Annotated in this window: 22 protein-coding genes; 13 read left to right on the top strand and 9 right to left on the bottom strand. The window is 69.6% G+C overall.

Features of this window, described 5'->3' with window-relative positions; all coding sequences use genetic code 11:
* Window positions 1-36: 36 nt before the first annotated feature.
* From ACZK5N_RS07825 to ACZK5N_RS07785, 9 genes are read left to right on the top strand one after another with little or no spacing between them, the layout of a single operon-like run.
* Window positions 37-138, top strand: coding sequence for a 30S ribosomal protein bS22 (locus ACZK5N_RS07825; protein WP_002550589.1), 102 nt, complete (start codon window positions 37-39; stop codon window positions 136-138).
* Window positions 138-437 (top strand): glutaredoxin family protein, encoded by a 300-nt coding sequence (locus ACZK5N_RS07820; RefSeq protein ID WP_459017557.1) that lies wholly within the window; start codon window positions 138-140, stop codon window positions 435-437. Before ACZK5N_RS07825 ends, ACZK5N_RS07820 begins: the two co-directional genes overlap by 1 nt.
* A 27-nt stretch (window positions 438-464) precedes the next feature.
* Window positions 465-2,051 carry a uroporphyrinogen-III synthase gene (locus ACZK5N_RS07815; RefSeq protein ID WP_459017556.1) on the top strand — a complete coding sequence of 529 codons (1,587 nt, stop codon included), beginning with the start codon at window positions 465-467 and terminating at the stop codon, window positions 2,049-2,051.
* A gap of 36 nt (window positions 2,052-2,087) precedes the next feature.
* The gene (locus ACZK5N_RS07810; protein WP_459020429.1) at window positions 2,088-2,717 is read left to right on the top strand and encodes a histidine phosphatase family protein; all 630 of its coding nucleotides are present in this window, start codon (window positions 2,088-2,090) and stop codon (window positions 2,715-2,717) included.
* Complete coding sequence (locus ACZK5N_RS07805; protein WP_459017555.1) at window positions 2,714-3,265, top strand: TlpA family protein disulfide reductase; 552 nt, start codon at window positions 2,714-2,716, stop codon at window positions 3,263-3,265. Before ACZK5N_RS07810 ends, ACZK5N_RS07805 begins: the two co-directional genes overlap by 4 nt.
* 41 nt (window positions 3,266-3,306) lie before the next feature.
* Window positions 3,307-4,017, top strand: coding sequence for a cytochrome c biogenesis CcdA family protein (locus ACZK5N_RS07800; RefSeq protein WP_459020428.1), 711 nt, complete (start codon window positions 3,307-3,309; stop codon window positions 4,015-4,017).
* Window positions 3,987-5,576: a cytochrome c biogenesis protein ResB gene (gene resB / locus ACZK5N_RS07795; protein WP_459017554.1), complete on the top strand. Its 1,590-nt coding sequence runs from the start codon at window positions 3,987-3,989 to the stop codon at window positions 5,574-5,576. Before ACZK5N_RS07800 ends, resB begins: the two co-directional genes overlap by 31 nt.
* Complete coding sequence (gene ccsB / locus ACZK5N_RS07790; protein WP_459017553.1) at window positions 5,573-6,484, top strand: c-type cytochrome biogenesis protein CcsB; 912 nt, start codon at window positions 5,573-5,575, stop codon at window positions 6,482-6,484. The genes resB and ccsB overlap by 4 nt, the downstream gene beginning before the upstream one ends.
* Before the next feature lie 3 nt (window positions 6,485-6,487).
* On the top strand, window positions 6,488-7,942 hold the full coding sequence (locus tag ACZK5N_RS07785; RefSeq protein ID WP_459017552.1) for a GerMN domain-containing protein: 1,455 nt from the start codon (window positions 6,488-6,490) through the stop codon (window positions 7,940-7,942).
* A gap of 1 nt (window position 7,943) precedes the next feature.
* On the opposite strand, the gene ACZK5N_RS07780 is transcribed toward ACZK5N_RS07785, so the two are convergent.
* Window positions 7,944-8,705 carry an SDR family NAD(P)-dependent oxidoreductase gene (locus tag ACZK5N_RS07780; protein ID WP_459017551.1) on the bottom strand — a complete coding sequence of 254 codons (762 nt, stop codon included), beginning with the start codon at window positions 8,703-8,705 and terminating at the stop codon, window positions 7,944-7,946.
* A 79-nt stretch (window positions 8,706-8,784) separates the two neighbouring features.
* Here ACZK5N_RS07780 and ACZK5N_RS07775 point away from each other — a divergent pair, with 79 nt between their 5' ends.
* Genes ACZK5N_RS07775 through ACZK5N_RS07765 form a run of 3 tightly spaced genes read left to right on the top strand, consistent with a single transcriptional unit; the run spans window position 8,785 to window position 12,305 of the window.
* A complete protein-coding gene (locus tag ACZK5N_RS07775; protein WP_459017550.1) occupies window positions 8,785-10,191 on the top strand; it encodes a mycothione reductase in 1,407 nt (468 codons plus the stop codon).
* The gene (locus tag ACZK5N_RS07770; protein ID WP_459017549.1) at window positions 10,192-11,400 is read left to right on the top strand and encodes a glycoside hydrolase family 3 N-terminal domain-containing protein; all 1,209 of its coding nucleotides are present in this window, start codon (window positions 10,192-10,194) and stop codon (window positions 11,398-11,400) included. It abuts the gene before it with no gap.
* A 26-nt stretch (window positions 11,401-11,426) separates the two neighbouring features.
* Entirely contained in the window at window positions 11,427-12,305 is an 879-nt protein-coding gene (locus ACZK5N_RS07765; RefSeq protein WP_459017548.1) for a ferredoxin family protein, read from the top strand.
* A 42-nt stretch (window positions 12,306-12,347) separates the two neighbouring features.
* Here ACZK5N_RS07765 and pstB read toward each other — a convergent pair whose 3' ends face one another.
* From pstB to ACZK5N_RS07725, 8 genes are all read right to left on the bottom strand, one after another.
* Window positions 12,348-13,127: a phosphate ABC transporter ATP-binding protein PstB gene (gene pstB, locus ACZK5N_RS07760; protein ID WP_459017547.1), complete on the bottom strand. Its 780-nt coding sequence runs from the start codon at window positions 13,125-13,127 to the stop codon at window positions 12,348-12,350.
* Window positions 13,128-13,143: 16 nt separating this feature from the next.
* A complete protein-coding gene (gene pstA / locus ACZK5N_RS07755) occupies window positions 13,144-14,208 on the bottom strand; it encodes a phosphate ABC transporter permease PstA (protein WP_459017546.1) in 1,065 nt (354 codons plus the stop codon).
* Complete coding sequence (pstC, locus tag ACZK5N_RS07750; RefSeq protein WP_459017545.1) at window positions 14,208-15,215, bottom strand: phosphate ABC transporter permease subunit PstC; 1,008 nt, start codon at window positions 15,213-15,215, stop codon at window positions 14,208-14,210. Before pstC ends, pstA begins: the two co-directional genes overlap by 1 nt.
* A gap of 106 nt (window positions 15,216-15,321) precedes the next feature.
* Window positions 15,322-16,437, bottom strand: coding sequence for a phosphate ABC transporter substrate-binding protein PstS (pstS, locus tag ACZK5N_RS07745; RefSeq protein ID WP_459017544.1), 1,116 nt, complete (start codon window positions 16,435-16,437; stop codon window positions 15,322-15,324).
* A 193-nt stretch (window positions 16,438-16,630) separates the two neighbouring features.
* Entirely contained in the window at window positions 16,631-17,503 is an 873-nt protein-coding gene (locus tag ACZK5N_RS07740) for an NUDIX hydrolase (RefSeq protein ID WP_459017543.1), read from the bottom strand.
* Window positions 17,500-19,578, bottom strand: coding sequence for an RNA degradosome polyphosphate kinase (locus ACZK5N_RS07735; RefSeq protein ID WP_459017542.1), 2,079 nt, complete (start codon window positions 19,576-19,578; stop codon window positions 17,500-17,502). The genes ACZK5N_RS07740 and ACZK5N_RS07735 overlap by 4 nt, the downstream gene beginning before the upstream one ends.
* Window positions 19,579-19,584: 6 nt before the next feature.
* A complete protein-coding gene (gene mshD, locus ACZK5N_RS07730) occupies window positions 19,585-20,445 on the bottom strand; it encodes a mycothiol synthase (RefSeq protein WP_459017541.1) in 861 nt (286 codons plus the stop codon).
* A complete protein-coding gene (locus ACZK5N_RS07725) occupies window positions 20,435-21,088 on the bottom strand; it encodes a winged helix-turn-helix transcriptional regulator (RefSeq protein ID WP_459017540.1) in 654 nt (217 codons plus the stop codon). The genes mshD and ACZK5N_RS07725 overlap by 11 nt, the downstream gene beginning before the upstream one ends.
* Before the next feature lie 89 nt (window positions 21,089-21,177).
* Here ACZK5N_RS07725 and ACZK5N_RS07720 point away from each other — a divergent pair, with 89 nt between their 5' ends.
* Complete coding sequence (locus tag ACZK5N_RS07720) at window positions 21,178-21,927, top strand: NADase-type glycan-binding domain-containing protein (RefSeq protein ID WP_459017539.1); 750 nt, start codon at window positions 21,178-21,180, stop codon at window positions 21,925-21,927.
* Window positions 21,928-21,934: the final 7 nt, after the last annotated feature.

Genomic DNA, 21,934 nt, shown 5'->3' with positions numbered 1-21,934 from the left:
GAACCACCCGGATCATCCGGTAATGAAAGGCACACAGTGGGTTCTGTCATCAAGAAGCGACGCAAGCGCATGGCCAAGAAGAAGCACCGCAAGCTTCTGAAGAAGACGCGCATCCAGCGTCGTCGCGCCGGCAAGTAGTGGCACCACCCTCGCGGGTCCTGCTGCTGACCCGCTCCGGCTGTCACCTCTGTGTGGAGGCCGAAGCGGTGGTCAGGAGCGCCTGCGAGGACCTCGGTGTGCGGTGGCGCGCCGTCGACGTCGACACCGACGCGGCGCTGCGGGCCAGGTACACCGATCACGTGCCTGTCACTTTCGTGGATCAGCGGCAGTTCGGCTACTGGTTCGTCGACGATGACGCACTCCGCGCGGCCTTGGCCGTCCCGTCCCTGTGGGACACGCCGGCCGATTGGATCCCGTCCCTCGCCGACCAGCCCTGAACGGAATAGATCGAAGTGACCGATTCCATGGAACCGACCTCACCGGCCACTCCGCCGGAGTTCGAGCCGACCGGTGGGTCGGTCACGTTTGTCGGTTCCGGCCCCGCGGATCTTGGGCTCCTCACCCTGTCCGGATCCCGGGCCATACGCTTCGCGGATCTCATCATCGTCGACCCGTCCGCGGATGTGGAGCAGGTCCGCGCCCTCGCGCCCGCCCACGCCGAGGTCCGCTTCGCCGGGGGCGATGACGAGGTGTCGGAGATCCTCAGCGCAGTGGCACGCGGACGACGGGTGGTCCGGCTCCACTCAGGTGACTACTTCACCGATGCCGACGCGGGGGGCGTGCTGCCGGAGGTCCTGGCTGCCGCGGGCATCCGCGCGAACGTGGTCCCCGGGATCAACCGGTGGAGCGCCGCACTGTCCTTCGGCGGCGTGAAGGCGACGGCCGCGTTCGCGGCGCTCGACGCCATGCTCGAGGTGCCCCCCATCGACGAGTGGCCCAGCGCCAACACCCTCGTGGTGCGCACCGCCGGCACCCGGGCCCGTCAGTTGGCGCGGGAGGCGGAGGCGCGGTTCGGCCGCTCCGGCCAGTGCCTGAGCCTTATGGGCGTCGGGACGACGGCGCAGGTCAGCGAGGTGCTCACCTGGGGCGAGATCGAGGACGTGGACGCCGACGAGTGCTACTTCATCGTCGGCCCGGGCATCGAGGAAGTCCGACGGCAGCGCTACGCCTGGTTCGAGGGCAAGCCCCTGTTCGACTGGCGCGTCATCACACCGCGCACCAAGGACGACCTCGCCTCCCTGACCGAGGAGCTGGCGCACTACGGGGCGAGCACGGAACTGGTGGCCACCATGTCCATCGAGCCTCCCCGTACCGAGCAGGGTATGGAGAAGGCCGTCCGGGGCCTCGTCGACGGTCGCTACCTGTGGCTGGTGTTCACCTCACCCCACGCGGTCACCGCCATCGCCGAGCGTCTCGCGGAGTACGGCCTGGACTCACGGGCGCTGTCCGGGATCAGCCTCGCCGCCGTGGGCCGCGGCACGGTAGAGGCGCTCGCCCGCCTCGGGCTCGTCGCGGACCTCACGCCGGTGGTGGAGAACACCACCGGAGCGCTGGCCAACGAGTTCCCTGCCTACGACGACCTCATCGACCCGCTCAACCGGGTACTCGTGCCCTCCGCGGACGTCTCGGTCGAGCCGCTCCTCGTCGGCCTCAGCCGCCTCGGTTGGGAGGTCGAGGAGGTGACCGCCTACCGGACCGTGCGCGCCGCGCCACCGCCCGCCGAGGTCCGCGACGACATCAAGACTGGCATGTTCGACGCCGTGGTCTTCACCTCGGCCACCGCCGTGCGCAACATGATCGGCATCGCCGGCAAGCCGCACTCCGCCACGGTCGTCGCCGCCATCGGGCCGGCTACCGCCGCCGCGTGCGAGATGCACGGGCTCCGGGTGGACGTGGTCGCAGATGTGCCCACCTTCGAGTCCCTCGCCGAGTCGCTGGCCCGTTTCGCGGATCGCCGGCGCGCCGACCAGGTGGCGGCGGGTCTCCCCGTCGCCAAGCCCTCGCAGCGCAAGCGCCGGAAGCGTCGCAAGGCCGTTTCCCCGGCGGACTAGGGTGATGGCGTGACGGACGCAACCATCGTGCACGTGATGCGGCACGGACAAGTGGAGAACCCTGGCGGTGTGCTGTACGGCCGCCTGCCGGGCTTCGGGCTCTCGGACCTGGGCCGGCAGATGGCCGAACGCATGTCGCAGCACTGGCGCGACGTGCCCCTCACCCATCTGCGCTGCTCGCCGCTGCAACGCGCCCAGGAGACGCTGGCCCCCACCGCCGCGCTCTTCCCGGCGCTGGAGATCACCACCGACGAGCGCATCATCGAGGCGGACAACCGGTTCGAGGGCATGGTGTTCGGCAAGAACAACAGGGCGCTGCGGGATCCACGCATGTTCTGGCACATGCGCAACCCGCTGGAGCCCAGCTGGGGGGAGCCCTACAAGAAGGTGGCCGCCCGCATGCGCGCCGCCATCGCCGACGCAGCAGCGGCCGCCGGCCCGGGTGGACAGGCCCTGGTGGTGAGCCATCAGCTGCCCATCTGGATCGCCCGGAGTGACGCGGAGGGACGCCCGCTCGTCCACGATCCGCGCCGGCGGCAGTGCACCCTGTGCTCCGTCACCAGCTTCACCCTCCGCGACGGCGTGGTCACCGCGGTGGATTACGTCGAGCCGGTCGCGGACCTGCTGCCCGGGGTGCAGAGCCGGCGGTTCAAGGTCGGGACGTGAGGGCCCTCCTCGCGGGCGTGGCCGCGGCGGGGTTGCTGACCGGCTGCGGCACTCAGGCCGGGGCGGACGGCGTGGGCTTCCAGGGCGGTGACGGGACGGTCTCCATCATCCCCGCGGACCAACGCCCCGCGGCCCCCATCCTGGCCGGGACCACTCTGTCGGGCGAGGAGGTGTCCACCGCGGACTTCGCCGGCCGCACCGTCGTGGTCAACGTGTGGGGCTCGTGGTGCGCTCCATGCCGCGCAGAGGCCCCCGAGCTGGTCGAGGCCCACCGCGCGCTGGGTGGCGAGGTGGAGTTCCTGGGCGTCAACACGCGGGACCTCGACGCCGCACCGGCCCTGGCGTTCGAACGGGCGTTCGGCCTCACCTACCCCAGCATCTTCGACCCCGACGGGGAGCTGCTGCTGGGATTCGGCCAGCTTCCCCCCAAGGCCATTCCCAGCACGGTCGTCATCGACGCCGACGGTCGCGTCGCGGCGCGAGTCCTCGGCGAGGTGGACGCCACCACGTTGAGCGGCATCGTCGAGGACGTTGAGGCCGGGCCATGATCCTGCTGGAGTCCTGGGCGCGTGAGGCGCTCACCTCCTCCATGCTGGTGGCCGTTCCGGTGGCGATGCTGGCCGGGCTGGTGTCCTTCCTGTCGCCCTGCGTGCTGCCTCTGCTCCCCGGCTACCTGTCCTATGCCTCCGGACTGGGCTCGGCCCAGATCATGGCGGGTACCGGGTCTAGGCGGCACCTGGTGGGCGGCACGCTGGGCTTCATTCTCGGCTTCTCGGTGGTGTTCGTCCTCACGGGCGCCCTCCTCGGGGGCCTCGGCGCCGTGCTGCTCACCAACATGCGTCTCATCACGGTGCTGCTCGGCGTCGTCATCATGGTGCTCGGCGCCGGGTTCGCCGGATGGCTGCCGGTGCCGTCGGGATGGCGCCCCAGCGTGACGCCGCGGGTAGGGGTGTGGGCCTCGCCGCTGCTTGGCATGGTGTTCGGCCTGGGGTGGACGCCCTGCATCGGGCCCGCGTTGTCGGTGGTGCTCACCCTGGCCCTCAACGAGGGATCGGCCACCCGTGGGGGCATCCTGGCGTTCGCCTACGCGCTGGGGCTCGGCCTTCCGTTCCTGCTGTTCGCCGTCGCGTTCACGGCCCTGGCCCCGCGGTTCGAGTGGATGAGGCGCCACGGGCTCCTGCTGCAGCGCGTCGGCGGGGTGGCGATGATGCTGGTGGGCCTCGCCATGGTGGTGGGGTGGTGGGATGTGCTCGTCGGGGTGCTCCGCCAGTGGGCCGCCAGCTTCGGGACCATCCTGTGACGCAGCCGGACGGCCGGGCCCTCGCGCCGTCGGCGCTCCTGCGCTGGGTGTGGGGGCAGCTCACCTCCATGCGCACCGCCCTGCTGCTGCTGTTCCTGCTGGCCCTGGCGGCCATCCCGGGCTCGATGATTCCGCAGCAGAGCGCCTCACCCATCTCGGTGATGGACTTCAAGCGCGACAACCCCTTCTGGGACGCCATCTTCGAGCCGCTGGGCTTCTACGACGTCTACACCTCGCCGGCGTTCTCCGCGGTCTACCTGCTGCTGTTCGTGTCCCTGATCGGCTGCATCCTGCCTCGCATCGCCAGGTACTGGACGGCTGTGCGCACACCTCCGCCGGCGCTGCCGTCGCGGATCGAGAGGTTGCCCGCGTCAGCCTCCGGCGCGCTGCGCGGGGCCCCCGAGGAGGCGCTGGGGGCCGCGGAGGCATGGCTGAGGGGCAGGAGGTACCGCACCAGGAGGCTCGCCGACGGCGTCTCCGCCGAGCGCGGCTACACGCGTGAGGCCGGCAACCTGATCTTCCATATCTCTCTGGTGGCGATGCTGCTCGGCATGGCCTGGTCCAACCTGTGGGGATTCCACGGCACCGTCGTGGTGGTGGAGGGGCGCGGCTTCGCCAACGTGATCACCCAGTACGACGACTTCACCTCCGGTTCCCTCGTGGACACCGACGGGCTCGAGGGGTTCTCCGTCCAGGTCGAGGAGTTCCGGGCGTCGTTCGAGACGGGGGCCGTCCAGCGCGGCGCGGCGCGGCAGTTCGACGCCGACGTCAGCCTCACGGACGCCGCCGGCACCCGAGAAGCGCTGCTCACCGTCAACGAGCCGCTGATCACCGCGGGCGGCACCCAGGTCAACCTCATCGGCCACGGCTACGCACCGAACTTCACCGTCACCGACGGCAACGGCGACGTGGCGTTCAGCGGTCCGGTGGTGTTCCTCCCGCAGGACGGCAACTTCGCCTCCGTCGGCGTGGTGAAGGTGCCCGACGCCAGCCCGCAGCGGCTGGCATTCGAGGCGTTCTTCTTCCCGACGGCGGTGCTGGACGAGACGGGACCGCACTCCGTCTTCCCCGACGCACTCAACCCCGAGGTGTATCTCAACGCCTGGTCCGGTCCCCGCGCCCAGGAGACCGGCATCCCTGAGAGCGTCTACACCCTCAACACCGCCGGCCTCACGCCGGTGCCCGGTGACGGGGGAGAGGTGCTGCGCGCCCGGATGCTGCCCGGGGCGGGGTTCGCCCTGCCGGACGGCCTGGGATCCATCAGCTTCGACGGCTGGGACCGGTGGGTGAAGCTGCAGGTCAGCGAGACCCCGGGCAACACCATGACGTTGGTGTCCCTCCTCGTTGGCGTCACCGGACTGAGCGTGTCGCTGTTCGTGCGCCCCCGTCGGCTCTTCGTGCGAGTGGCCGGCGGTATGGCCCTCGTGGGGGGCTTGGACCGGGCAGACGCGGCGAGCGGCCTCGACGAGGACGTGGCGGCTCTGTTGGCCACGGTGGCACATCCTGTGCACAATGGGGGCGCGCCGCCCGAGGAAACCAAGGAGGAGGCATCGGTATGACTCTGTCCGAGTGGTCCTACACCGCCATGGTCTACGCGGCCGTCGGCTACCTGCTCGCCTTCGCGCTGCATGCGCTCGAGTGGTCTGCCGCCCGAGGCCTCGCCCCGCTGCGCCCATCGGACGGCTCCGAGGACTCCCAGCGCATCAGGGTGGACCTGTGGGGGCGCTTCGCGGTCGCCGCCACCGTGCTGTCGGCAGTCCTGCACGTGGGCGCCGTGGTCCTGCGCGGGGTGGCGGCCGATCGGCCGCCGTGGGGCAACATGTACGAGTTCATCACCTCGGCTCTCGCGTTCGCGGTGATCATCTACCTGTTCTGCGTGGCGAAGTTCGGCATGCGGTGGCTCGGGCTCGGCCTGACCCTGCTGTTCACGATCGGACTGGGGTTGTCGGTGACGCAGTTCTACGTGGAGGTCTCACCGCTGGTGCCGGCCCTGCACAGCGTCTGGTTCATCATCCACATCGTGGCGGCCGCCATCTCCGGGGCGGCCTTCAACGTGGGCGCGGTGGCGTCGGCGCTGTTCCTCATCCGGGACGCTGCCGAGCGTCGCTCCGCCGAGCGGGGCGTCCCCGTCAGCGGATACCTGGCCAAGGTGCCGTCCGCGCAGAAGCTGGACCTCATCTCGTACCGGCTGCACGCGTTCGCCGTCCCGTTGTGGACTTTCACGATCGCGGCCGGGGCCATCTGGGCGCAGTACGCCTGGGGCCGGTTCTGGAATTGGGACCCGAAGGAGACCTGGTCCTTCATCACGTGGATCGTCTACGTCGCCTACCTCCATGCCCGCGCGACCGCAGGATGGCGTGGGCGCCCGGTGGCGATCGTCGCGCTCGTGGGGCTGGCGACGTTCTGGTTCAATTTCATCGGCGTCAATCTGCTCTTCAGCGGGCTCCACTCGTACGCGGGCATCTGAGCGGTGGCGTCGGACGAGGCACCGGACTGGTTGGTCCGGCTGTACGAGGAGCAGGGGGCCACTCTGCACCGGCTCGCCGTGCTGCTCGACGCCGAGGCCCAGTCCGGGCGCATCCTCCGCAGCGCGCTGCTCGCGCTGCACCGCCGTGGCCACCGGCTGATCGACCCGGCTGAACGCATCGAGTTCCTGCAGGAGCACGTGGTGCACCTCGCCCGAGGCGTCCGCGGCGCCACGGACCCCATCCGGCTTCCGGAGGTGGCCGAGGGACGCCAGCGGGAGATCCTCCGGGCGGTGTCATCGCTCCCGCCCCGGGCCGCGGAACTGGTGATCGTCAGCCACTACCTCGCCGTCTTCGGCCCGGAGTTGGCCGGCATCATGCGCATGTCTGTGCGGGGCTGCAACCAGAGGCTCGAGTCGGCCCTGGAAGCCCTGCGCTCCCGCGTGGGTGACCCCACGCCAGGCAGTCAACCCGGCGTCATCGAGTCCCTGTCGCAGGAAGCCACCGCGGCGCTGCGCTCGGCCGCGCGCATGGTTCAGGCCCCCGGGACGGAGACCCTGGAGGGCGAGCTGCTCCAGCTCGCCTCGCAACGGCACAGGAGCTTCGGCCCGCGGATGGTGGCGTCCGTGACGGTCGTGGCCGTGGTCGCCGGACTGCTGCTTGCCGCGCTCACCCGACCGACGCTCGCCACGCCAGAGCCCTCGCAATCCGGCCCCACGGTCTCCGCGACAGCCGTGGCCTCGCGCTCCCTTCCCGCCCAGGTGCGCGGGGTGCCGCTGTACTACGTCGGCAGGCAGGACGGGAAGCTGTACCGGGAACTCCGCGACCTCCCGGCCACGGCCAACCTGGTCCGCGGTGCCCTGGACGCCCTGCTCACGCTAGCTCCGCTGGACCCGGACTACGAGTCCGCGTGGGGGCCAGGCACCCTGGTGGGCACGGAGCTGGCCGGCGACACGCTCACGGTGGACCTGACCTCCGACGCGTACGTCGATCTGTCCTCGCCGGTACTGGCCGCCCGGGCGCGCGACCAGATCGTCTACACAGCCTCCGAGCTGATGGGTGACCCCCAGCTGCGGGTCAAGTTCCTCGCCGACGGGGCTCCGCCCCCGGCCGGGTTCGTCAGCGGCACCGGCTTCACGCGGACGGGGCTCACGCCGATGCCGCTGCTGTGGATCAACTCGCCGAGGAACGCCGCCCGGCTGGCGCCGGGCCAGGTCGTGATCATCGGCACCGTGAAGCCTGATGTGGGGGTGCCCATCGTGCGGATCACCGACATCGACACCAGCCGAGTGGTGGCGGAGACGTCCGCGCAGACCTCCACAGGCATCAACGCCGACGGGTGGCGAGTGTGGTCGGTCAGCGTGCGGCTGGGCGAGGGCAGCTACGACGTCGAGGCCACCGTGCGGGGCGGCAACCCGCCGGCGACCTCGTCGGAGAACAAGTCCGTGCGCGTCGGGTAACTCAGTTCGTCGTGACCAGGCGGGCGATGCGGGCCTGAAGGTGCATCGGTACCAGGCGAGTGGCCAGCGCCAACGCAACGTTGGTGGGGCCGTCCACCACCACGGGCCGGTGCGCGCGCAGACCCACGAACGTGGTGTCCACCACCTGGGCAACCGTGCGGCGGCGGCGCATCACCGTGTCGTCGCCTGCCGTGGCGAAGAAGTCCGTGTCGGTGGGGCCCGGGCAGATGACGATGGCGCGGACGCCTGTGGCGTACAGCTCCTCCCACAGCGCGACGGTCAGCCGCATCACGTAGGCCTTCGACGCGGCATAGACCGCCATCGTCGGCGTGGGCTGGAACGCGGCCGTCGACGCAACGTTGATCACCGCGCCGGCCCTGCGCTCCACCATGGCGGGAAGGACGGCCCGGGTCAGCTCGGTCAGCGCCACCATGTTGAGCTCCATCTCGTCGCGCACCAGGTCCGGTGACACCTCGTGGAACTCGCCCATGGCCCAGAAGCCGGCGTTGTTGACCAGGTGGCTGACGTCCAGCTGCGCCATCCGGGCAGCGAGCCGCGCGCGTTCCTTCCGGTCCGTGAGATCCGCCGGCCACACCTCGACCTCCACGCCTGTCGTGGACCGGATCCGGTCCGCCACGGACTGGAGCAGATCCTGCCGCCTGGCCACCAGCAGCACGTTGTATCCGTCGGCGGAGAGCCGCTCCGCGAAGCCGACCCCCAGCCCGCTCGACGCGCCGGTGACCACTGCCCACGAGTTGCTCATGGGGGCCAGCTTACGGGCAGGCGGACGACGCCCCGCGGAGGCGACGGTCGAGCTGGGCCGTCCATGGAAGAATGGCCACATGCAGCATTTTGATCTGGCGGTCATCGGGTCCGGATCGGGGAACTCGCTGATCGACGAGCGGTTCGCCTCCTGGAATGTCGCGCTCATCGAGCGCGACGAGACGTTCGGCGGCACGTGCCTGAACCGTGGCTGCATCCCCACCAAGATGTTCGTCCTCCCCGCGGGCCACGCCGCCTCGCCGGCTGAGGCGAAGCGGCTGGGGGTGGATCTGCAGTACCGCGGATCGGACTGGAGGGGGATCCGGGACCGGATCTTCGGCCGGATCGATCCGATCTCCGCCGGGGGCCTGGCATGGCGCGAGCAGTCCGGCAACGTCACCGTCTTCCACGGCGAGGGGCGGTTCGTCGGCCCGCGGACGCTGCAGGTGGGCGAGGACCAGATCAGTGCGGACCACGTCGTCATCGCCACCGGTTCACGCCCGCGCATGGTCGACGTGCCTGGCCTCGACGAGGTGGCGGACCGCGTCCACACGTCGGACACCATCATGCGGATCGACGAGCGGCCCAGGCGGCTCGTCATCGTGGGCGGCGGGTATATCGCGGCGGAGTTCGCCCACGTGTTCTCCGCTCTGGGCACCGATGTGACCCTGATCAACCGTTCGGACGTGCTGCTGCGCCACCATGATCGCGAGGTCGCCGAGCACTTCGCAGACCGCTTGTCCCGCAGGGTCCACATCCGGCTCAACCAGCAGCTCAGCGCCGTCGAGAACGGTCCCGGCGGCGGGCTGACGGTGATCACCAAGGACCGCAACGGGGTCGAGTACGAATACTTCGCCGACGCGCTGCTGCTCGCGGTGGGGCGGGACCGCAATGCGGACTCGCTCAACCTCACGGCCGCCGGTGTCGAGGTGCGGGCGGCCGGCCAGATCCGCGTGGACGCGCAGCAGCGCACCAACGTCCCCGGCGTCTGGGCCATGGGCGACGCATCGTCGGACTTCCTGCTCAAGCACGTGGCCAACGCGGAGATGCGCACCGTGCAGCACAATCTGCTTCATCCCGACGCCCTCGTCGAGACGGACCACCGCTACGTGCCCCACGCCGTGTTCAGCGATCCACAGATCGCCAGCGTGGGCGCCACGGAGGAGCAGCTCAAGGCGTGGGGGGTTCCGCACGTCGTGGCGCGGCAGCGCTACGCCGACGTTGCCTACGGGTGGGCCATGGAGGACGAGGGTCACTTCGTGAAGCTGCTGGCGGATCCGCACAGCTGGCACCTGCTGGGTGCCCACATCATGGGCCCCCAGGCTCCCACGCTCCTGCAGCCGCTCGTCCAGGCCATGAGCTTCGGGCTCCCGGTGACCCAGATGGCGCGCGGCCAGTACTGGATCCATCCGGCGCTGCCTGAGGTGGTGGAGAACGCTCTGCTGGGGCTGGTCGACGCGCACCACCCCGTCTACCTGGACCGCTGAGTGTTCCCCACCCGCGCTGCGTGCGCCGTCGCGTCCCTGGCCGCCCTCGCGGCGGTGGGCTGCGCGCCCGGCCCGGTGCTGCCCCCCACGCTGGCCACCGTCGATGCCTCCGCTCCCGGCGGTGATGCGGTTGAGGCGTCCAGTGCGTCCATCGCCCGCCACACGCCGACGGCGGCCAGCTGCCGCAGCATCGCGGAGGGCCTGGACGGCCCCACCAGGGTGGGCCAACTCTTCATGGTTGGGGTCACCACGTCGGGTCTGGACCAGAGCACCCGGGCGGCCATCTCGCTGGGCAGGGTGGGGTCGGTGGTGCTCCTGGGCAATACCTCCACCGGCATCGACGGGGTGCGGGCGCTCACCGCGGAGCTGGGGAGCCTCGGCACTGCCGCGCTGCCGCTCATGATTGCCGTGGACCAGGAGGGCGGCCAGGTTCAGCGCCTGCGGGGGGAGGGCTTCGACGTGATCCCGCCGGCGATCGACCAGGGGGTCATGCCCGAGGGCCAGCTGCGTGAGGCGAGCCGACGGTGGGGCGAGCAGTTGCGCCGCGCAGGGGTCCATTACGACCTTGCGCCCGTCGCTGACGTCGTGCCCGCCGAGAAGCAGACCAGCAATGCGCCCATCGGTGCCCTGTCCCGCAACTACGGCAACGCCCCGCAGGTGGTGGCGGCGGCCGTGGTGGAGTTCGTCGAGGGGATGACGGACGCGGGGATCGCCACCTCCCTCAAGCACTTCCCAGGACTGGGTGAGGTGGACGTCAACACCGACCAGGGTGCAGCGACCGACGACGACACCACCCGCGACGACACGTTCCTGGACTCCTTCCGGGCGGGGATCGAAGCCGGCGCGGGCTCGGTGATGGTGTCGTCGGCGGTGTTCTCCCAGATCGACCCGGCCTCGGAGGCGGTGTTCAGTCGCGTCATCGTCTCCGACCTCCTGCGCTCCGAGATGGGCTTCGACGGCGTCGTCATCGCGGATGATCTCGGCGTCGCGCGGTCGGTGGCCGGCATTCCCCCGGCGGAGCGCGCGGTGGGATTCCTCGACGCGGGAGGGGATCTGGTGATCAACGCGGACCCGGGCATCATGGGGGAGATGATCGAGGCGACGGTGGCCAAGGAGGCCTCGGACGGGGCCTTCTCCGCACGGGTGCTCGACTCCGCCACCCGCGTGCTGCGCCTCAAGGCGACGGTGGGCCTCGTCGACTGCGCCTGACAGGCTCTCTGGGTAGGCTGGCCATCATGTCGCGCTGCTCCGTGCTGTGGTCCGCCTCCGGTCTCCCGGCGTGGGGTACGGCTGCTCGCGCAGAATTCTGGGTGTGCCTCGAGACCCCCGGGCCCTGGGGCGCGAAGGCCGCCACGAGCGCGCGGGCGCTCGACCCGGCCCTCGGCGCGCGGCTGGAGGCCCTCATCGAGGAGATGGGCGGCCGGTTGCTGCTCATCCGGCACGCCTCGCGCAACACCGTCGGCGACGAGCCCCTCACGGTCCTGGTGTCGGGTGGTTTCGACGGCGGGGGGTGGGTGACCCGCTTCGAGGTGGGTGCAGCGGCCGAGGTCGAAGGATGGCTCGCCCAGTGGCGCGCGGCCGGTGCCCCGCCACCGGCGGACCCGGAGGCCGAGCCGGTGCTGCTGGTGTGCACGCACGCCAAACGCGACCAGTGTTGCGCGCTCGAGGGGCGCCCCGTCCTGGAGACGCTCACCGACGAGGTTGCCCCCGAATCGCTGTGGGAGTGCTCCCACCTGGGCGGCCACCGGTTCGCGCCCACGGCGCTGCTGCTGCCCACCGGCCAAGTGCTGGGGCGGCTGACGGTGGGTGAGGCGCTGGCCGCGCACCGCGACGCCGGTGTGGGGCTGCTGTGGCCCGGGGGGCAGCGCGCGGACCGCGGGCGCAGCCATCTTCCACCGGAGCGTCAGGCGGCCGAAGCTTGGGCAGTGGAGAGGTTCGGTGCCGCCCGGGCTGTGGACCTGGACAGCGCCACCGACGGCGACCTCGTCACGCTGCGGCACGGCCAGTGGCGCGGCACCGTGCGGGTGACCCGCATCGACACCGGAGACGAGGCGCCGCTGAGCTGCGGCAAGGCGGCCGAACCCGTCACGTTCTGGTCCGTCGAGGAGTCGTAGCGCCACCCCAGGGAAGCGGCGCCGCGAACCGGGGTGGCCGGCTCAGCCGAAGCGACCCGTGATGTAGTCCTCCGTGGCCTTCTGGTCCGGGTTGTGGAAGATCTTCTCCGTGGAGCCGTACTCGATCAACTCGCCTGGCTGACCGTGTGCCTTGAGGTTGAAGAACGCCGTGGAGTCCGAGACACGCGCCGCCTGCTGCATGTTGTGCGTGACGATCACCACCGTGTAGGTCTCCTTGAGATCCTTGATGAGGTCCTCGATGGCCAGGGTGGAGATGGGGTCCAGGGCGGAACAGGGCTCGTCCATGAGGAGCACGTCCGGGGACACGGCGATGGCGCGCGCGATGCACAGGCGCTGCTGCTGGCCGCCTGACAGGCCCGAGCCCGGCTTGTCAAGGCGGTCCTTGACCTCGTTCCAGAGGTTTGCCCCCTTGAGGGACTGTTCCACGAGGTCATCGGATTCGGATCGGGTCATCCGTGCGTTGTTGAGCCGTACGCCGGCGAGGATGTTCTCCCTGATCGACATGGTGGGGAACGGATTGGGCCGCTGGAACACCATGCCGATGTGGCGGCGGACACGTACGGGGTCCACGGTCTTGTCGTAGAGGTCCACTCCGTCGAGGAGGACGTGCCCGTCGACATAGGCCCCGTCGATCACCTCATGCATGCGGTTGATGGAGCGCAGGACGGTGGACTTCCCGCAGCCGGAGGAGCCGATGAACGCGGTGACGGCCCGGGGCTCGATGGTCATGTTGACCGACTTGACGGCGTGGAACTTGCCGTAGTAGATGTCGAGATCCTTGAGCTCAATTCGCTTGGACATGTCTAGATCTTCCTGATCAGCGGCCGGACTTGGGGGCGAACTTCCACGCGATGAGTCGACCGATCGCGTTGAGGCCCATGACGATGAGGATGAGGGTGAGGGCTCCGGCCCACGCGCGAGCGTAGAACGGGTCCTGCGGGATTCCTGGAGTCACGTACTGGTAGTACACGAACACCGGCAGGGTGGCCATCGGGTTGGAGAGCGGATTGGCGTTCATCGACGCCGTGATGCCGGCGGTGACCAGCAGCGGCGCGGTCTCGCCGATGACGCGGGCGACGGCCAGCACGACACCGGTGATGATGCCGGCCAGGGCCGTGGGCAGGACCACCTTGGCGATGGTGCGCCACTTCGGCACGCCCAGCGCGTAGGAAGCCTCGCGCAGCTCGTTGGGGACCAGCCGCAGCATCTCCTCCACGGATCGGACCACCGTCGGGATCATGAGGACCGACAGAGCCACGGCGCCCGACACGCCGTTGTTCGTCCCCGGACCGAACACGAGGCTGAACAGGGTGTAGGCGAACAGACCGGCGACGATGGAGGGGATGCCGGTCATCACGTCGACGAAGAAGCGAATGGCCGAGGCGAGCCTGCTGCCGGCGCTGTACTCCACGAGGTAGATGGCGGTGAACAGGCCGATCGGCACCGAGATGAGGGAGGCGATCCCCGTGACGATGAGCGTGCCCCAGATGGCGTGGATGGCCCCGCCGCCCTCACCGATGACGTTGCGCATCGAATAGCTGAAGAACTGCGGATCCATCCGCACGAGGCCCTTGACCACCGTCTGCCAGATCAGCGAGACCAGGGGGAGGAGCGCGATGAGGAAGAAGCCGGTCACCACGTAGCGGGCATTGCGGTCCTTCGCCTTGCGGATGCCCTCCACTGCCCACGACAACGCGAACATCGCACCGAGGAACACGATCACGCCGATGATGAGGACCGGCGCGACGGTTGCCGCGCTGAACAGGGCCAGGACCCCTGCGGTGACGACGAAGGCGACCACGAGCATCGCCAACGCGGTGAAGCGCGGGAGCCGGCCCGCGGTCAGTTCGCTGGATTGCCTGGTGAGGGTGGTGGCGGACATCAGTTGGCTCCCGAGAATTCCTTGCGCAGGGACAGGACCCAGCGCGCCGTCATGTTCACGGCCAGCGTGATCACGAACAGCACGAGGCCGGTGGCGATCAGTTGGTTGATCCCCAGGCCGAAGGCCTCCGGGAAGGCCAGCGCGATGTTGCCCGCGATGGTGTTGGGGTTGCTCGAGGTGAGGAGTTCGAAGTGGATCACCGCCGCGGGGGACAGCACCATGGCGATAGCCATGGTCTCGCCCAGTGCGCGGCCGAGGCCCAGCATGCAGGCGGACACGACTCCTGGGGTGCCGAACGGCAGCACCGCCTGGCGGATCATCTCCCAGCGGGTGGCACCCAGCGCCAGCGACGCCTCTTCGTGGAGGCGGGGCGTCTGGAGGAAGACCTCCCGGGAGATGGCCGTGATGATGGGCAGCACCATGACGGCCAGCACGATGGCGGCCGTCAGCACGGTGCGCCCGGTGCCGGAGACCGGCCCCGCGAAGAACCACCCGAGGACGGGGAGTTCACCGAAATTCTCCGCCAGCCACACGTAGATGGGGCGCATGAGCGGGGCCAGCGTATTGATGCCCCACAGGCCGAAGACCACCGAGGGGACAGCCGCGAGCAGGTCGATGATGTAGCCAAGGCCCTGAGCGAGCCGTCGGGGGGCGTAGTGGCTGATGAACAGCGCGATGCCGATGGCCACCGGTACGGCGAAGACCATGGCCAGCGAGGCAGCCCACACGGTGCCGAACGCGAACGGCAATGCGTAGCTGAGGAACTCGCCGTACTGCAGGTCCGCGGCGTCAGCGGTGAAGGCCGGGATGGACAATCCGACGAGGAATGTCGCCACGGCCGCCAGGATGACGAGGATGAGGATGCCGGAGCCGGTGGAGATGCCCTTGTAGAGCTTGTCTCCGAAGCGCTTGCTGCTGTGCCGGAGGGCGTGGCTGTCATCGTCGCGATGTGGGAGGGAGTCGTTAGGCTGCGGCGTGGGTGTCGCCTCCGCGTCGATCGTCGACATGGGTCTCCTGGTTGTGAGCCGGGGGTGGGCCGGGCTGGCGCCCAACCCCAGAGTCGCGCCTCCCGCATGCGAGAGGCGCGACTCTGGGGTTACTGCGATCTTACGGTCACTTGATGGAATCGATGGCGGCGAGCACCTTATCGCGGAGGCCGGCGGCCAGCGGAGCGGAGCCGGCGCCCTCGGCAGCGTCAGCCTGACCCTGCTCGGAGGCGACGTAACCCAGGTAGGCCTTCACGAGCTCGGCCTTGGCCGGGTCCGCGTACTCGGCGCACGCCATGGCGTAGGCGACCAGCACGATGCCGTAGCCCTCGGCGCTGCGGTCCAGGTTGATGGCGAGGTCGTTGGCGTCGCGGCCCTCCTCCATGGGGGAGACGTCGACCGCGGCGGCGGCGGCCTCGGCCGTGGGGCCGTAGAACTCGTCGTCGCCGATCATGGCCACCGAGAGCTCACCGGCCTGCGAGGCGTCGGCGTAGCCGATGGTGCCGGTGCCGTTGGTGACCGCTGCCACCACGCCGGAGGTGCCCTTGGCAGCCTCGCCGCCCTCGTAGGTCCATTCGCCGTCGGCCTCGTTCGTCCACACGCTGGGGGCGGTCTTGTTGAGGTAGTCGGTGAAGTTCTCGGTGGTGCCCGAGTCATCCGAGCGGTGGACGGGGGTGATGTCCATGTCCGGCAGCTCGACGCCCTCGTTGGTGGCGGCGATGGCCGGGTCGTTCCACTTGGTGATGGAACCGTTGAAGATGCCGGCCAGCGTGTCGGGGTTGAGGTTGAGTTCGGTGACGCCCTCGAGGTTGAAGATCACCGCGATGGGGGAGACGTAGATCGGGAGGTCGTAGGCGATCGAGTCGTCGGCGCACAGCGACGAGGCGCCCGCCACGTTCTCATCCAGCTTGAACGCGCGGTCCGAGCCGGCGAAGTCCACGCCGGCGCCCATGAAGGCCTCACGGCCGGCGCCGGAGCCGTCGGGCGCGTAGTTGACGGTGACGCCGGGGTTGGCCTCCTGGAACTTGGCGATCCAGGTGGTCTGGGCGGAGTTCATGGCGGAGGAGCCCTTGCCGGCGAGGGTGCCCTCGAGCTCCGAGGCGGGGGCGCTGGCGTCGCCCGATGCGGCGGCCGATGCGGAGGCCGAGCCGGTGGTGTCCGGGGTGGTGACCTCGTTGGCGGCGCAGGCCGACAGGAGGAGAGCGGCGGAGAGACCGAGTGCAGCGGTCAGACGGATCTTCATACTTCGGGTGCCTTCCAAGACGGGTGGTGGCCCTCGCGGGGCCCGGAACCGGGGTGTTCGAGCGTTCCTGCTCTGGACGGTAGAGAAGCGAAGTAACGTGATCGGGCCTGTTGGGTGAACAGAAGGTGAACGGAAGCCGAGTTTTCGCCTGCGCGGGCGTGAAATCGGGTACTTAAGGCAGATTCAGAAAAACTCATGCCGTGGGTTTGTGGACCTCCACCGACACCTTCTCGCCATCGTCGTCGCGGTGCACCACGATCACCTCGCCCACCACCATCGGCCGGGCAGGGAGGTCCAGGCCCTCGAACATTGCCGGCAGCACGGGGCGGTGCCCGCACACCGCCGTCGGGTCGTTGATGCTGAGGAACAGGTCGGCGGTGTAGGAGGTCACCACATCGGGGTGCACCGTGCCCTCCTCCTCGGTGAGCACGTCCTCGGTCTCCACGGGCAGCCCGCGCTGTCGGGCGTAGGGCAGGAGCGTGTCGGCGCACCGGGTCGACGACGAGGACACGAGCCGTTCCACCCCGTAGGCGGCGAACAGCTGCGACAGTTCACGCGCCTGGCGTCTGCCCCGACCCGAGAGCCTCCGCTCCTGGTCAGGCCCGCTCCAGTCCTTGCGCAGCATCGCCTTGGCGTGGCGCACCAGCAGGAGGGGCGTGGTGCGGGGGGTCAGGAGGGCAGCCGACAGCACTCGACGCTCGTCTGCATAGGTGAGGCGCCGCATGGCCTCGTCGATGGTGAACCATCGCACCCGATCCACCTCCGCGTCGGGTTCGCGCGGGTGCTGCTCCAGCACTTCGGCGCGCCAGTACTCCACGGTCTTGGGCCCCTTGGCCAGCTCGTACCGGATCGACGGCAGCCTCAGCCCGAGCCGGACCACGGCACCGGTCTCCTCCCGCACTTCGCGGACCGCGGTGCGGGGTGCCAGCTCGTCCGCCGCGCCCTTGCCCTTCGGCAGCGACCAGTCGTCGTAGGCGGGCCGGTGGATCATCAGCACTTCCATGTCGTCGCCGGTGCCGCGGAGCACCACCGCGCCCGCCGCCCGGATCTTCGCCCTCTTGCTCATCGGGAGGAGCGGCGGGCAGCTGTCTGCTGGATGAGAATCTCCTGAAGGTCGGTCAGGGGGGAACCGTCGGCGTGTGTGGTGTGGGCCCTCCAGGTGTCGTCCGTCAGCGTCCAGTGCACCGTGGTGGGGTTGAAGGCCATCTCGAACAACTCCTCGACCTGCCGGACGTGCGCGGGGTTGCTGATCCCCACGATGGCCTCGACCCGCCGGTCGAGGTTGCGGTGCATCATGTCCGCGGACCCCAGCCCGACGATGGGGCGCCCACCGCCGGCGAACCAGAACACCCGGGAGTGCTCCAGGAAGCGGCCCAGGATGGAGCGGACGCGGATGTTGTCGCTGAGGCCGGGGACCCCCGGGCGGATGGTGCAGATGCCGCGCACCCAGATGTCGACGGGGACACCCGCCTGCGAGGCGCGATACAGCGCGTCGGTGAGGGACTCGTCCACCACGGAGTTGACCTTGAACTTGATGCCGGCCGGCTTGCCGGCCCGGTGGTTGGCGATCTCGTCCTCGACGTACTCCAGCAGGCCCCTGCGGATGCCGTGCGGGGCGACGAGGAGCCGGCGGTAGTGGGTCTCCTGCGTCATGCCGGACAGGTGGTTGAACAGCCGGGCCACGTCGTCGGTGATGATGGGGTTGGACGTGAGCAGGCCCATGTCCTCGTACTGGCGGGCCGTCTTCGGGTTGTAGTTACCGGTGCCGATGTGCGCGTAGCGGCGCAGCCCGTCAGCTTCCTCCCGCACCACCATGGACAGCTTGCAGTGGGTCTTGAGCCCGAGCATGCCGTAGACGACGTGCACCCCGGACTTCTCCAGCTTGCGGGCCCAGCCGATGTTGGCCTGCTCATCGAAGCGCGCCTTGATCTCGACGACGGCGAGCACCTGCTTGCCCGCCTGGGCAGCCTCGATGAGGGCGTCGACGATGGGCGAATCTCCCGAGGTGCGGTACAGCGTCTGCTTGATGGCCAGGACGGCGGGGTCCGCGGCCGACTGCTCGATGAACCGCTGCACGGACGTGGCGAAGGAATCATAGGGGTGCTGCACCAGGACGTCGCGCAGCTTGAGCGCCTTGAACATGTCAGCAGGGCTGGCGCTCTCCACCTCCGCGAGGTCAGGGTGCGTGATGGGGAGGAAGTTGGGGTACTTCAGGTCCTCCCGTTGGGAGTCTGCGAGCGCGAACAGCGCGGTGAGGTCCAGCGGCGCGGTGAGGCGGAAGACCTCGCTGTCGCGGACGTCCAGCTCGGCCATGAGCATGGTGAGCATGTGCTCGTCGATGCCCTCCTCCACCTCGAGGCGCACCGGCGGGCGGCCCACCTTGCTGCGGAGCAGTTCCTTCTCCAGGGCGAACAGCAGGTTCTCCGCGTCGTCCTCCTCCACCTCGATGTCCTCGTTGCGGGTCACCCGGAAGGTTGTGTAGGACACCACCTGCATGCCGGTGAACAGCTGGCCCAGGTGGCGGGCGATGATCTCCTCGAGCGTCACGAAGCGGCCCTCGGCCAGCTTGACGAGACGCGACAGCACCGACGGAACCTTCACCCGCGCGAACTGGCGGGCCCCGGACTGCGGGCTCTTCAGCAGCACCGCCAGGTTGATCGACAGGCCTGAGATATAGGGGAAGGGGTGTGAGGGGTCCACCGCCAACGGCGTGAGGACCGGGAAGATCCGCTCCGCGAACAGTGCCCGCATGCGGTCCTTCTCCGTGGCGGTGAGCTGATCCCAGCGCAGGATCTCGATCCCCTCCGCAGCGAGAGCCGGCCGGATCTCGTCCTGGAAAACCCGCGACTGCTCCTTGACCAGGGCTCTGATGTTCTCCAGCAACTCGCCGTGCAGTTCTCCGGGCATCTTGCCGGTGACGGTGGGGACCGCGACCCCCGCGGCGATCCGCCGCTTGAGTCCGGCGATGCGCACCATGAAGAACTCGTCGAGGTTGGAGGAGAAGATAGCCAGGAACTTCGCCCGCTCGATCAGCGGGATCCGCGTGGTGTCGCGGGCCAGATCCAGCACCCGCTCGTTGAACTGGAGCCAGGAGATCTCCCGATCCAGGTAACGGTTCGCCGGTAGCGGCGTCTCACTCAATGTCTCTTACCTCTCGAGGCGGTAGCTGGTGTCGGTCTGCATGATCTGGAAACCGGCACGTTGGTACATCGTGACGACCCTTTTCTGATCGCCCTCCACGTAGAGCTGGACCCGTTCGTCTCCCACGGCCTCCAGGTGGGCCAGACCCCGGGCCAGCAGGGCGCGGCCCAGCCCCCGGCCCTCGTGCTCGGCGGCGACGGCGATGAGATACACCTCGCCCAAGCCGCCGCCGTGGCGCTTGGTCCAGTGGAATCCGGCCACCTCGTCGCCGGCGAGCGCCACGAAGAAGCCCGACGGGTCGAACCAGGGGAGGCGCGTCAGGTCGTCGAACTCCCTGCGGGTCAGGCGGCCCTGCTCAGGGTGGCTCGCGAACGCCCTCGCGTTGACCGCGACGATCCGATCCGCCAGGTCCGGGGTGTAGGTGACGATCCGATAGCCGTCCGCGGGGTCCACGGCGGCTTCCGCCGCACCCGCGAGCGGGCGTTCCATGCGCAGGAGCGTCCTGACTGGGTAGAACCCCAGCCGGTTGGCCAGGGCGTCGCCGCCCGGCAGCGTGCCGAACGCCCACACCGCGAAGTCCGGGTGGGCGCGCATGGCCTCCTCCAACAGCTTGGTGCCCACGCCCTCGCCCCGGTGAGCCGGGTGCACGCCGAGCAGCAGCGTGCCGTCGCGTTCGTCACACACCACGAAGCCGTAGGGGTCCGAGCGCAGTCCCATGAAGAAGAACTCCGCCTCGCGCAGCCCTTCGATGCCGAGCGACGCAGACTCGTTGATCGGCGAGACGCCGTCGTGCTCGGTGATGGCGGCCACGAGGCGGCGCAGCGCATCCTGCATGGTCGGAGTGAGCGTGGTCAGATTAACCAGCACGGTGTCCCTCCCTGGAGTTGGCGAACCTGTACCCCACGTTACGCACCGTGCCGATGTAGTAGTCGAATTGCCCGAGCTTCGCGCGGAGGCGGCGCACGTGCACGTCCACCGTCCGGGTGCCGCCGTAGTAGTCGTAACCCCAGACCTGGCTGACGAGGGTCTCGCGGGACAGCACCCGCCCTGGATGCTGCATGAGGTATCGCAGCAGCTCGAACTCCGTGTAGGTGAGGTCCAGCGGGGCGCCGTCGAGGCTCGCGCTGTACGCGGCGCCGTCGATGCGGATGGGTCCGGCCGTGAGTACATCCGGGTCCACGTTGGTCTTGGCCAGGATGCGGAGCCGGGCGTCCAACTCGGCCGGCTCGCTCCCGGCCGCGACGAAGTCCGAGAACCCCCAGTCCGGCGACAGGACCGCCAGCCCCGAGGTGGCCACGAGGAGCAGGACCGGGGTGCCGCCGCTCTTGGCCAGCGTCTGACACGCGGACCGGGCACCGGCCAGGTCCGAGCGGCCGTCAACCACCACCACGTCCATGGTCTCCGCGTCCACCAGCGCCTGGGCCGCGGACGTCACCGCCGTCACCTGATGGCTGAGGAGCGTCAGCTCCACGGGCGGTTCGCCGTCGGAGACGAAGAGGATGCTGCTCACACGTGGTCCTCCTTCCGTCGACTGGCCTGGCTCATCGTATCGTCGTAGGTCCCCGAGCGACATCCGCAACGACTTGTAGCATGGCGCACATGGACCAGCGGGTTCCGGACGAATACTTCCGGCCGGCCGCCGAATCCGACGACGTGCGGGGCGCCGAGGCGCACGACCGGCTGCCGGACAAGGCGGCCGTGAAGGCCGTCGCCGCCACCGATGTGCGCGACGGTTGGGCACCCCGCGCCGTGGTGACCCTGGCCGCCGTGACTCTCGGGCTGGCGTTCACCGTCGGCCGGATGTGGATCTTCCCGCCGGAGCCGCAGCCGCGTCCCAACGAGTCCTCGACGGTCTCCGCCTCGGCCACCGCGTCCATTCCGCCCGACGCCTTCGCGCCGTACGACGGCCCGGTGGCCACGGTTCAGGCCATCGGGGCGGACGGGGACTGCCTCGAGGGTGGCAGCGTGGACGGCGCCTATTCGCTCCTGGACAGCAAACCCGACACCATCTGGCGGTGTCGCGGCAGGGGGGTGGACGAGACTGTCACGGTCACGTTTCCGGGTCCTCGGGCGCTGGTGGGGTTGCGGGTCGTCAACGGCAACACGGCCTGGACGGACCGCTACCTGTCCGAGCGTCGCATCCTCACCCTCCGCTGGACCTTCTCGGACGGCTCGTTCTTCGAGCAGGGCCTGGCGGCCAACAACCGCCATCCGCAGGAGGTCCGGTTCCCGGAAATGGTCACCGAGTCCATGACCTTCACGGTCCTGGAGGCCACCCCGCCAGGCGACGACGGCATCTCCACCGACGCGGTGTCCGTCAGCTCGCTGGAGTTCCTGGGCCCCGCCTGACCGCCCT

The sequence above is a fragment of the Tessaracoccus pujii genome, assembly GCF_055326215.1.
The sequence above is the reverse complement of the archived record's forward strand: the minus strand, read 5'-3'. Positions and strand labels throughout refer to the sequence as shown.